This is a genomic window from Tenacibaculum aiptasiae, from assembly GCF_965221665.1.
Taxonomy (GTDB): domain Bacteria; phylum Bacteroidota; class Bacteroidia; order Flavobacteriales; family Flavobacteriaceae; genus Polaribacter; species Polaribacter aiptasiae.
In genome coordinates this window covers 1482971-1495559 of sequence record NZ_CBDCSN010000002.1, presented here as the reverse complement: position 1 = coordinate 1495559, position 12589 = coordinate 1482971, and the positions used below count along the sequence as shown (strand labels likewise).

General features: G+C 30.7%; 11 protein-coding genes. 6 read left to right on the top strand and 5 right to left on the bottom strand.

Going from position 1 to position 12589, the window contains the following annotated elements; genetic code table 11:
• Positions 1 to 4 precede the first annotated feature (4 nt).
• Together ACOQN8_RS07125 and ACOQN8_RS07120 are read left to right on the top strand one after the other, a co-directional pair.
• Positions 5 to 709, top strand: coding sequence for a DUF6503 family protein (locus ACOQN8_RS07125; protein ID WP_420552165.1), 705 nt, complete (start codon positions 5 to 7; stop codon positions 707 to 709).
• A 68-nt stretch (positions 710 to 777) separates the two neighbouring features.
• Complete coding sequence (locus tag ACOQN8_RS07120; protein WP_420552164.1) at positions 778 to 2553, top strand: chloride channel protein; 1776 nt, start codon at positions 778 to 780, stop codon at positions 2551 to 2553.
• A gap of 2 nt (positions 2554 to 2555) precedes the next feature.
• Here ACOQN8_RS07120 and ACOQN8_RS07115 read toward each other — a convergent pair whose 3' ends face one another.
• From ACOQN8_RS07115 to ACOQN8_RS07105, 3 genes are all read right to left on the bottom strand, one after another.
• Positions 2556 to 3752: a DUF418 domain-containing protein gene (locus ACOQN8_RS07115; RefSeq protein WP_420552163.1), complete on the bottom strand. Its 1197-nt coding sequence runs from the start codon at positions 3750 to 3752 to the stop codon at positions 2556 to 2558.
• Positions 3753 to 3776: 24 nt separating this feature from the next.
• Positions 3777 to 4763 carry a glycerophosphodiester phosphodiesterase gene (glpQ, locus tag ACOQN8_RS07110; protein WP_420552162.1) on the bottom strand — a complete coding sequence of 329 codons (987 nt, stop codon included), beginning with the start codon at positions 4761 to 4763 and terminating at the stop codon, positions 3777 to 3779.
• 95 nt (positions 4764 to 4858) lie between these two features.
• Complete coding sequence (locus tag ACOQN8_RS07105; protein ID WP_420552161.1) at positions 4859 to 5911, bottom strand: M43 family zinc metalloprotease; 1053 nt, start codon at positions 5909 to 5911, stop codon at positions 4859 to 4861.
• A 414-nt stretch (positions 5912 to 6325) separates the two neighbouring features.
• On the opposite strand from ACOQN8_RS07105, the gene ACOQN8_RS07100 reads away from it, so the two are divergent.
• A complete protein-coding gene (locus tag ACOQN8_RS07100) occupies positions 6326 to 7033 on the top strand; it encodes a Bax inhibitor-1/YccA family protein (RefSeq protein ID WP_175578685.1) in 708 nt (235 codons plus the stop codon).
• Between the two features lie 84 nt (positions 7034 to 7117).
• On the opposite strand, the gene ACOQN8_RS07095 is transcribed toward ACOQN8_RS07100, so the two are convergent.
• Positions 7118 to 8329, bottom strand: a complete 1212-nt coding sequence (locus ACOQN8_RS07095) for an aminotransferase class V-fold PLP-dependent enzyme (protein WP_420552160.1) — start codon at positions 8327 to 8329, stop codon at positions 7118 to 7120.
• Positions 8330 to 8422: 93 nt separating this feature from the next.
• On the opposite strand from ACOQN8_RS07095, the gene ACOQN8_RS07090 reads away from it, so the two are divergent.
• Both ACOQN8_RS07090 and ACOQN8_RS07085 read left to right on the top strand, forming a co-directional pair.
• Positions 8423 to 9748: a serine hydrolase domain-containing protein gene (locus ACOQN8_RS07090; protein ID WP_420552159.1), complete on the top strand. Its 1326-nt coding sequence runs from the start codon at positions 8423 to 8425 to the stop codon at positions 9746 to 9748.
• 2 nt (positions 9749 to 9750) lie between these two features.
• Positions 9751 to 10092: an SdpI family protein gene (locus ACOQN8_RS07085; RefSeq protein ID WP_420552158.1), complete on the top strand. Its 342-nt coding sequence runs from the start codon at positions 9751 to 9753 to the stop codon at positions 10090 to 10092.
• 30 nt (positions 10093 to 10122) lie between these two features.
• Here the strand turns inward: ACOQN8_RS07085 and ACOQN8_RS07080 are convergent, their stop codons facing one another.
• Complete coding sequence (locus ACOQN8_RS07080; protein ID WP_420552157.1) at positions 10123 to 10800, bottom strand: SCO family protein; 678 nt, start codon at positions 10798 to 10800, stop codon at positions 10123 to 10125.
• Between the two features lie 157 nt (positions 10801 to 10957).
• On the opposite strand from ACOQN8_RS07080, the gene rseP reads away from it, so the two are divergent.
• Positions 10958 to 12304 (top strand): RIP metalloprotease RseP, encoded by a 1347-nt coding sequence (rseP, locus tag ACOQN8_RS07075; RefSeq protein WP_420552156.1) that lies wholly within the window; start codon positions 10958 to 10960, stop codon positions 12302 to 12304.
• Positions 12305 to 12589: the final 285 nt, after the last annotated feature.

The following is a 12589-nucleotide window of genomic DNA, read 5'->3' as shown; positions in this document are numbered from 1 at the left end:
TATCATGAAAAAACTAATCACATTTTTCTTACTATTACTTACTGTTCAATTATTTTCACAAGAACTTACCGGAAAAGAACTGTTAGAAAAAGCTATTCAATATCACGATCCTAATGGTAACTGGGAAACCTTTAACGGAACTTTGTTTGTAACTATGAAAACTCCTAAAAGCCCTGAGCGAAAGAGCGAGATTAAAATCAATCTACCTCAAGATTTTTTTTATGTAAAAGCTACCAGAGATGAAAACACAACAGAGTATACTGTTAATAAAGGTGAGTGTAAAATTGGTTTTAACGGACAAGAAAATCCGTCGGAAGCTATTTTAAAAGAACACAAACTAAGTTGCGACAGAGCCAATTTATATAAGAACTATTATACATATTTATATGGTCTTCCAATGAAATTAAAAGATAACGGAACTATTATTCATAATAAAGTTGAACGTAAAAAGTTTAAAGGCAAAGAATACTTAGTTTTAAAAGCTACTTATGATCAAACTGTTGGAAAAGATACTTGGTATTTTTATTTCAATACAAAAACGTATGCCATGGAAGTGTATCAGTTTTTTAAGAGCAAGCCTAACAGCGGCGAGTATATTTTATTATCTGAAGAAGAAGTTATTAACGGTATTAAGTTTCCAAAAAACAGAGCTTGGTATTACAATAAAGACAACGGTTATTTAGGTACCGATTATTTAAGCGCTAAATAAAACGGGTTATTATTTATAATCCCTAGATTGTATAGTAACTTTGCCCAGTTAACAACAGCAATCAACTAATGCCAAAAAAGAAATCCATATTTAAAAAAATACTTATTTGGAGATATAAAAACATTTCCGAACGTCAATTTGTATATGTTTTAAGTGTTTTTGTTGGTTTTTTGGCTGGTATTGGAACTTTAATATTAAAAAACCTTACTTCTTTTTTTCAAAACATATTAGAAGGAAGATTCATTAAAGACATTCATCATTCTCTTTATTTTATCTTCCCTATTATCGGTTTGGTTTTGGTGTACTACATTAAAAAACGCTTTATTAAAAAAGAAATAGGTCATGGAATTTCTACCACATTACACGCTATTTCTAAGCGAAGTGGAATTATAGAAAAGTATAAAATCTATGCTTCTTTAATTACTGCTCCTATTACCGTTGGTTTTGGAGGTTCTGTAGGATTACAAGGCCCAGCCGTAAGTACTGGAGCAGCTTTAGGATCGACAGTATCGCAACTGTTTCATATGAACAGAAAAACAAGGATGTTGTTAATTGGTTGTGCTACAGCCGGTGCAATGTCTTCAATGTTTAAAGCTCCTGTTGCTGCCATTATTTTTGCTGTAGAAATTTTTAGTTTAGACTTGGCTTTTGCTTCTTTAGTTCCATTACTATTAGCTTCAGTATCTGCCGTAGTAACCTCTTATTTCTTTTTTGAAAAAGATGCCTTACTCGGTTTTGAACTCATCGATACTTTTGAAGTTAATGATGTTTTTTATTACGTTTTATTGGGTATTGCAACGGGTATTGCTTCTGTATACTTTTCAAAAATCTATTTTAGAATCATCAATTTTTTTAAAAGAATTAAAAAACCAATTCATAAATTAATTTTTGGAGGAATTGCTATTGGATTAATGCTGTATTTAATTCCACCTTTATATGGTGAGGGTTATAACCTAATTAACAACTTATTGGAAGGAAATGCATTGGCTGCTTTAGAAGACATTCCTTATGATGTAAACTTCAAAAATGTTTGGGTAGTAATTGGCTTACTATTGCTAATCACTTTATTTAAAGCCATTGCCATGACTACTACTTTTGCTGCTGGTGGTGTTGGAGGTATTTTTATTCCAACACTAGTTATGGGAAGTGCTTTAGGTAATGTATGTGCAAAAATCATTAATCAATTAGGTGGTAATGTATCTGAATCTAATTTTACCTTAATTGGAATGACTGGATTAATGGCTGGTGTGTTACACGCTCCTTTAACAGCTATTTTCTTAATTGCTGAAATTACTGGAGGTTATGATTTATTTGTTCCGTTAATGTTAGTAGCAGCAATTTCGTTTGCCGTAACAAAATACTTCATCTCCAATTCTATTTACACTGTTGAATTAGCTGAAAGAGGTGAACTTATTACACATAACAAAGACAAAAACGTATTAATGATGATGAAAATTAATTCGTTGATTGAAACAAACTTTAAAGCTGTACATTCTGAAATGCTTTTAGGTGAAATGCTTAAAAAATCTGTTTCCAATTCTAATAGAAATATCTTTCCTGTTATTAACGAAGAACAGCAATTTTTAGGTATTGTTTTATTGGATGATATCAGACCTATTATGTTTGATAGTGAAATGTACGATAAAGTAACTGTTGAAACTTTTATGAGAAGTGCTCCTGCTATTATTTCTTATAATGATTCGGTTGCAGAAGTAATGCAAAAATTTAAAGAAAGTGATGCTTGGAACTTACCTGTAATAAAGGATAAAAAATATGTTGGTTTTATCTCTAAGTCTAAGTTATTATCAGCTTACCGAAACAAACTTATTGAAGTTACCAACTAGCACTACTTCTTAATGGGCAATCTCTTTTTATAAGTTAAACACCTCCACAACCATTCTAATGGCCCATATTTATAATAGGTAAGCCACAACTTACTAATAAATACCTGGAAAATAAACACTACAATAGCTGTTAACAATGCCATTGACGGACTTAATGTTTCATATAACCTAAACCCTACTGATGAAAAAAGAAATAGTCCTATAAAACTTTGCATTAAATAATTGGTAAGTGCCATTCTTCCTACATACTTTAAAGGTGATAACAATCGTTTCCAGCTTGTATTATACCAAAACCAACTAATTAACCACAAGTAAAATAATCCCATTGCTATATCGGAAAGCACCATTAGTTTTATAAAAATATCTCTATAAATTTTTATTGAATACACGGAACTACTGGTAAGTACAAATAAAAATAACAATCTGTAAATATTAGTTAATACTGCAATTATAATTGCTGGCTTTTTAATCTTTTCTGTGAATTGATCTAAGGATGTATAAATTTTGTTTTTACCCAAATAGAGCCCTAAAAGAAACATCGAAATAGCCACTGGTGCTAAGAATCCAAATAACATTGGTGTATTAGAAAGGTATTCTAACAAGCGTAAATTCAATCCGTCTAGGTATGTGCCATTCTTAATTGTTTGATTAACTATTTTGCCTGTATAATCACTTAAATAGACTTCAGGTTTAAAATTGACAAGATTAAAAACATATTCAATAATCGCATCATAAAAAGGGAACAGTAGAAAGAATAATGCTAACAAAAGAATTGTTCTATTAGATTTATCAATCATTAAGGTAGTGAAAAGTCCAAGGATTGCATAAATATTTAAAACATCTCCAGACCATAAAAAAACAATATGAAACACACCAAATAGAAATAGAAAAAACATTCTTCTTGCAAAAAATGGAAATACATTTTTACGTGTTTTTAGCATTTTTAATGCCTGCATTGAAATACCTAAGCCAAATAGTAACGAGAAAATAGGAAAGAACTTGGTATAGAAAAACAGTTGAAGGATTTTGCTCGAAATAATATCAATATTGGCTGTCCATTGCTTAGCAAATTCATCTTGATTCAAATATGTTGAATTCATTACAACAATATTAACTACAAAGATTCCTAAAATTGCAAAACCTCTAAAAACATCTAATACTTCTATCCTTTTTGTTCCTTTTACTGGCTGATCTTTCAATTGATACTATTTTAAAGCAATTATTTAATTCTTTTCTAAGAAATCTTTCATCTTATCTGGGAAGTCGGTAAAACCTCCATCTACATTGGCTTCAAACAACAAAACCTGCATCATTTCATCAAAAGAAGAAAACTCTTTTAATTGATCAGCTCTAAACGTATAGGGATGCACTTTTAAACCTAACTCATGAGCTTCAGTTACTAACGGTGTAAATTTCCATTTATCATTTACTTTCTCATCTAAGATTTGTGTATACCATGGACCTAATCCGTCTGCGTATGATGCAAAATGTTTTAACTGTTTAGTTTCTTCTGGAAATTCAATCAATTGTACTAAAAACAGTTCTGATTTTAATTCCTTCCGAACCCTTTCTAGTTCTTTAGCATCAAAACATTGAAAAATACATTTATCTTCTTTGGTTGTATATCCATAGTTTGAAAGAATCTCTAATACAATTTTTGCAATGTCTTTTCCATTCTTGTGATGGAACTCAGGATTTTTAATTTCTGGATAAATTCCAATGTTTTTTCCTGTGCTATAATTTAATCCTTGAATTAATTCAATCTCTTCTTGTAAAGAGTGTAGCTTAAAATTTCCTTTACCCTTTGGAAATCTTTGAGGATAGTATTGTTTACCTGTTTTAGGGTCAAATCGTTCAGTTACCTTTAACTGTTGTAATTCATCAAAAGTAAAGTCAATAACATAGTAACGTCCATCTTCTCTTTTTCTATCAGAAAATAATTGAGCTACATTGGTTACATCATCTAAATACACATCGTGAATAACAATGGGTACATTGTCTTTACTCAATACCAAGTCTTGCTCTATATAATCGGGATTCATAGCATAAGCCATTGCTTTTCCTTCCATGGTATGCTCTGGAAGATATCCTGAAGCCCCTCTATGTGCGACAACTATTTTGTTCATTTTTTCTTTATCCTTTGTTGATTTATCACAACTAAAAAACACCAACAAAACAAGAATATAAATTTTTGATTTGTCAAATAACATTGAACTTATTTTTAGTTCTTAAAAATAAAAAAAGTCAAGAGAAATTCTCTTGACTTTTCAGCAATTATAAAAATATTTTCAAATATTAATTTTTACTAGTTTAGCATAGAAGCTCTTGCTCCTCCGTCAGCAAAAATTGCTCTCATTCTTGATTTTTGACCTTCAGAAAACATAGACATACAAGCATCATCTGTATAATCCATATAGTTCATAGTCATATCATTTGAACGACAGTTAACTGTTGGATATGATGGACATCCATAGTTTGGAGCATCTGAAGATGGTGTATCGGCTACAAAATCATCTTGACGACATCTACCATCACCCCAAATGTGACGTAAGTTTAAATAGTGACCAACTTCATGTGTCATAGTACGCCCTCCATTGAATGGTGCAGATACATAACCTGTAGTTCCAAAATATTGAGGAGAACACACAACACCATCAGTAGCAGAATTACCACCTGGGAATTGAGCATATCCTAAAATTCCTCCACCAATATTAGCTACCCAGATATTTAAATGTGTTTGTGGTGTAACTGGTGGGTATGCTGATTTTACTGCATTATTAGTTCCCCATGAAGCCGTAGAATTAGCATGTCTAAAAGTACCAGCTAAAGAAAAAGTGATTTCAGCATCTGCTGCTACTCCTGCAAATTCAGAAGGTGTATTACTTGCATCAGAATTTTGTTTTCTAAAATCGTCATTTAAAACTGTCATTTGTGAGGCTATCTGCGCATCACTAATATTCTGTTGTGAATTGCTATAAACTACATGCACATATACTGGTATGTTAATTACTCCTAAGTTATCAGGAGTAGTTCCACCACCGCCTCCGCCAGTGTTACCGCCACCGCCGTTACCGTTTCCATTTCCATTTCCTTTTTTTGCTGCAATAAATTTACGCGTTGCGTATTCTACATCGTACATCTTTTTGTACAATCCTGGGTTTTCTTTTAACTGTCTGTTTAAAACTCGCATAGAATGACACTGCTCACTTCCCCCTTTTGACTCATGAGCATCAGTTACCAAATAGAAGTCGCTCATATCGATTGCTTCTTGAGTTGGTAAAACTGAGTCTTGACCATTTTGCTGACATCCAATTAAAACGGAAGCAGCAACTGCTAATGTTAAAAAAATTCTTTTCATGTTGTGAAAAATTAAAAAAATTAGTTGAATAATAATTACCCCTTTAGGTATTATTGGTTTGTGCTAAAAACAACTCCAATTATCATTTTAATAAAAAAAGAATATGTATTTTATTATTTATGTAAAAAATTGAAGGGTTTTTTAACGATGTGCAATATATAGTTTTTTTTTAATTCCTAAAAAAATGTTAAAAAAATGGATTTTCTCTTTAAAATCAACTTGTAGAAGCTTAAAAACAAAAATACCATATTGTTTAATTTTTAACTAAAAACATAAAAAAACGTCAATTTTAAACATTTAACGATATGAAATACGCAAATACACTCGTTTCAAAAAGCAATATTCATAACAATTACACATAGTAAAGATTATCTCTATAAAAAAGCTATATTTACTCCAAAATAAAAATTAATTATGGAAAACTCATTTGACAACGGACCTAAGGTACTTGTTGCACAAGTATCGGAAGCAGACAGAGTCGCTTTTTACAAAAAAACCTATGCGCATGTAGGTGGTGGTATCTTACTATTTATTGTATTTGAATACCTATTCTTACAAAGTGCTTCTCTTGTAGAATTTGCTTTATCAATGACTCAAGGATACAAGTGGTTATTATTATTAGGTGGTTTTATGCTAATTACTAATTATGCTGAAAGTACTGCTTTAAAAACCTCTGATAAAAACTTACAATATTTAGCATATTCAGCTTATATTTTTGCTGAAGCTTTTATTTTTATACCATTAATTTACATGGCTATTATGTATACCAATAGCTTAGATTTAATTAAACAAGCAGGAATTGTTACGCTTGGTTTATTTACAGGAATTTCTTCTATTGTTTTTATTACTAAAAAAGATTTTTCTTTTATCAGAGCTGGATTAACTGTTGGATTTTTTATAGCAATTGGATTAATCATTGCAGGAGCCTTATTTGGTTTTAACCTTGGTTTATGGTTTTCTGTAGGAATGTGTGTGTTAGCTGCTGGATCTATTTTATACCAGACTTCTAACTTAGTACATAAATTTTCTACTGATGATTACATCCCTGCTGCATTAGGTTTATTTGCCTCTTTAATGCTTTTATTCTGGTATGTATTACAAATTTTTATGTCAAGAGACTAGTTAAAAATTTAACGTTTATATATAAAAAAACCACTTGTTCTTTAAACAGGTGGTTTTTTTATTTTATTAATTATTGAGTAGTATTTAACTCAACATCATTTTGGCTTTCTTAACCGCTGTTACCAATGCATCTATTTCTTCTTTGGTATTGTAAAAAGCAAATGATGCTCTTACTGTCCCTGGAATACAATAAAAGTTCATAATTGGTTGCGCACAATGGTGTCCTGTACGAACTGCTATTCCTAGTTTATCTAAGATAGATCCAACATCATACGGATGTATTCCTTCCAAATTAAATGATATTACAGAAGCTTTTTTACCAGTTCCGTAAATTTTTAATCCTTCGATTTTTTCCAACTCTTGAGTTCCATAAGCTAACAACTCTTTTTCTTGTTGATCTATAGCCTCAAAACCTATTGAATTCATATAATCAACCGCAACTCCAAAAGCAATTCCTCCACAAATATTTGGTGTCCCTGCTTCAAACTTATGAGGTAATCCTGCATAGGTAGTTTTTTCAAAAGTTACCGTTTCAATCATTTCTCCTCCTCCTTGATAAGGTGGTAACATTTGCAATAACTCTTCTTTTCCGTATAATAAACCAACTCCTGTTGGACCACACATTTTATGAGCTGATGCTACATAAAAATCAACATCTAATTCTTGAACATCTGGCTTTATATGTGGAACTGCCTGCGCTCCATCAATTAAAACATACGCACCAAATTTGTGCGCTGCATGAATAATTTCTTCTATTGGGTTAATCGTTCCTAATGCATTCGACACATGATTACAAAAAACCAATTTGGTTTTATTATTTAATAATTCATGATATACATCCATTCTTAACGAACCATCTTGATCCATTGGAATTACTTTTAAAACAGCACCCGTTTTTTCACAAAGCATTTGCCAAGGAACTATATTTGAATGATGTTCTAATGATGATACAATTATTTCATCCCCTTCTTTTAATAAAGCAGCAAATCCTGATGCTACAATATTAATACTATGAGTAGTTCCAGAAGTTAAAATAACTTCATAAGAATGCTTTGCATTAAAATGTTTTTGAATCTTTATACGTGCTTCTTCATATTTATCGGTTGCTTCCTGACTTAAGGTATGCACTCCTCTATGAATATTAGCATTATAATTCGAATAATAATCAACAATTGCATCAATCACAATTTGAGGTGTTTGAGAAGTTGCTCCATTATCAAAATACACTAAATTTTTCCCATGTACTGTACGATTTAAAATAGGAAAATCAGCTCTAATCTTATCTACATTCAACATATAAAAAGTAAATTTAAGACAAAGGTAGTGCTTGCATTTCAAATATAAACACCAATCAATTAAATTCTTACATTTGCTAAAAAAGAGTCCCTAATGAAAAATATCAAAAGAATTTTATTATTACTGGCAATTGTTCTTATTGCTGTTGTAGTTTACAATTACCCTAAGTTAAATATTTTAGCTGGATATTCCGCTAAAAACACTGCCTCTTCGGTTTTCTTAGCTGAAAGAAGCCTAGAGTTTACTGATGAAAATGACAATAATTTTTCTCCAATAAACTTAACTTCCGATGAAATTAACTCTCAAGAAAAATCTGCTACTGGTTCAGTTTTTGGACTTTTAAAAAGAAAAGCTGTTTACAGAAAAGGATTAGGAGCTGTTTTAATTAATGACGACTACGACGCTTCTAAAACTCCTTTAGTTCCAAAAAGGTCAAAGGCCGATAATACTACTCCTTTCCCTTATGGAAATGCAGATCAAATAGACACTGTTTTTTCTAATATCAATTACAAAAAGCTAAACGAAACTATTGATACTATTTTTAATTCGAGAAACCTAACTCGATCTGTGCTTGTAGTTTATAAAGATCAAATTATTGCTGAAAAGTATGCTGATAATTTCGATAAAAACTCTTTACAGTTAGGATGGTCTATGACCAAAAGTATTACGAGCACTGTTTTTGGAATTTTACAATGCCAAGGAAAAGTTAATGTTGAGCAAAGCAATTTGTTTAAAGAATGGGAAAACGATGACCGTAAAAACATTACAATTCACAACCTACTTCAAATGAATTCTGGTTTAGAATGGCTTGAAGATTATAATACTATTTCTGACGTTACAAAGATGCTATTTCTTGAAAGCGACATGACTAAAACTCAAATAAGCAAACCTTTAGTAGGTAAACCAAACGAAACTTGGAATTATTCTTCTGGTACTACTAATTTACTTTCTGGTATCATCCGTAGTCAATTTAAAACGCATCAAGAGTATTTAGATTATTGGTACAGTAATTTAATTGACAAAATAGGAATGAATTCAATGGTCATTGAAACTGATTTGAGTGGAAACTTTGTAGGTTCTTCTTATGCTTGGGCAACTGCAAGAGATTGGGCAAAATTAGGTTTATTATATCTTCATAATGGTGAATGGAATGGAGAACATCTTTTTGATAAAGATTGGGTACAATATGCAACTACTCCAACACCAGGTTCTGATGGTTGGTATGGAGCACAAATATGGTTAAATGCAGGAAAGCGTTATCCTGATGTACCAACAAATATGTATTCTTTTAATGGGTATAAAGGTCAAAATGTATTTATTTTGCCAAGTGAAGATTTAGTAGTTGTTAGAACTGGGCTTACTAAGAACGCTGACATGAACACTTTATTAAAAGGAATTATAAACTCGATAAAAAAATAAAAATGAACCCATATTATTATGTACTGTCTCTTAATGGATTACTTTTCCTTTTCAGTATAATTTTTTATTTCTTTCCCCCAAAAAAAATTAACTCACTTTATGGTTATCGCACCAACAAAACCATGAAAAACGAAACTGTTTGGAGATTTGCCAATGCATTTTTTATAAAGCAATTTTTAATTTATTCTGCAGTATCATTTGCAGCTGCATTAATTTTTGTTTTTATAAGTAAAGATATTAGTTGGCAACCCATGGCTATTATGTTACTATCTCTAGCAGTTTCTGTTATTAAAACAGAACAAGAAGTAAACAAAAACTTTGATGAGGACGGAAATAAAATATAAAAAAAGAGACTGTTTAAACAGTCTCTTTTTTTATTCTTCGTATTCTTTTTTCAGTAGCGTAATATCATCTATAATTTTCTGCATGTTTTCTTTTTTGGTTCCATCATACGAACCTCTAATACGTCCTTCTTTATCTATTAGCACAAAGTTTTCTGTATGAACCCAATCGTTCTCTCCTCCATCTCCTTCGTCTAAAACTGCAAAATAATGCTTACGAGCTAAATTATATATATGCTTTTTTTCTCCAGTAGTTACATTCCATTTTCCATCAATAACTCCTTTTTCTAATGCATATTTCTTCAATTGTGGAACGCTATCCATAACTGGTGTTACTGAATGTGATAAAAACATAATATCATCATCCTTTTTATAGTGTTCTTGTAACTCACTCATATTATAAGCCATAGCTATACAAATAGTTTGACAACGAGTAAAAAAGAAATCTGCAATATAAATTTTACCTTTATAATCTGCATTTGTTATTGTTTCTCCATTCTGATTGATTAACTTAAAATCACCAACCTTATGATTTCTAGATTTTGTTCTTAAGGAAACATCCACCAGTTTTGGATTAATATCTGCAGGATTATAAATTGGTAATCTATCATCAACTTTTACTAAATGATAAAAAACGGGGATTCCAATAGCACAAAAAACTAATAAGAAAATTAAAGTGCTTTTAGATTTTTTAAAGAATTTAAAGTCCATTCTCTCTTTTTTCTACAAAAATACGACTTAAAACAGGGTTAATCTCTCTTAAACTTAAAAAGTTTGTTAAATCCTAAGTCGAACTAGAGTACAAACTTTTAGAACTCTTTCGAAAAACGTACATTTGTCAGATTTTAAATTTTAGACACAAGCCTTTATGGAGATATTAATAAAAGCATCACAATTTATTTTAAGTTTATCGCTTTTAATTGTTTTGCACGAGTTAGGACACTTTATTCCTGCCAAATTATTTAAAACTAAAGTTGAAAAGTTTTACCTTTTCTTCGATTATAAATTCTCTTTATTTAAAAAGAAAATTGGTGATACTGTTTATGGTATTGGTTGGATTCCATTAGGTGGTTATGTGAAAATCTCTGGAATGATTGATGAGAGTATGGATACTGAGCAAATGAAACAACCTGCTCAACCATGGGAATTTCGTTCTAAACCAGCTTGGCAACGTTTAATTATTATGCTTGGTGGTGTAATTGTAAATTTTGTTTTGGGTATAGTTATCTACATTTGTTTAATGTATGCATATGGTGAAAAGTTTTTACCTAACGAGAACTTAAAAGATGGTGTATGGGTACAAGACCAGTTAGGTAAAGATTTAGGTTTAGAAACTGGAGATAAAATACTTACTGTAGATGGACAAGCAATTGAAAAATTTAGAGAATTACCTATAGAGTTTATTAATGGAAACAACTATTCTATTGAAAGAAATGGAACTGTTATTGAAAAAGTAATTCCTACTGATTTTATTTCAAAACTAGTAGATCGTGGTAAAAACGCTGGAAGTTTTATAACACCAAGATATCCATTTATTATAGCAAAAGTTGCTGAAGATTCTCCAAACGTAAAAAGTGGTTTACAATCTAAAGATATAATTACTGCTATTAACGGAGTTAACATCAAATATTTTGATCAAGCTGAAAAAGAGCTCAATAAATATAAAAACCAAGATATCAGTGTTACTGTAAAAAGAGGTAATGAAAGCATAGATATCCCTGTTAAAATATCTGAAAACGGTAAAGTTGGTGTAGCTATTGCTCAATTATCTTTAAAAGATTTAGAAAAATTAGGTTACTATGACTTAGCAGAAAAGAAGTATTCATTTTCTGAAGCAATTCCTGCTGGTACAAACAAAGCTTGGACTACTTTAACTAATTATATTAAGCAAATGAAAAAAATCTTCAATCCTAGCACAGGTGCTTATAAAGGATTAGGTGGTTTTATTTCTATTGGTAGTATTTTCCCTTCAGAATTTAGCTGGGAAACTTTCTGGAACATTACTGCATTCTTATCAATTATGTTAGGTTTCATGAACTTATTACCGATTCCTGCTTTAGACGGAGGTCATGTTGTATTTACACTTTGGGAAATGATTACTGGTAAAAAACCTGGTGATAAATTTTTAGAATATGCCCAAGTAACGGGATTCATCTTATTAATTGCCTTATTACTTTTTGCTAACGGTAATGACATATTTAGGCTCTTTAAATAACCTATAATACTTAAATAAACTTAAAAACACCGTAATGTTGATTACGGTGTTTTTTTATGTCTTATAATAGATAAAAACACCTTGAACATCTTTCACAACAAAACACTTGATTTAAGGCTATTTATAGGCCTTAAACAAGAATGTAACACTCAATAATCGGTAAATGCATTAAACTCCTTAAAAAAGCCACATAAAACACTTAGCACTATTTGTTTAATTAATCATTTTTTACACCGAAACAATCTTATTAAAATTTATATAATAAAAAAGGCTGAGAGTAAACTC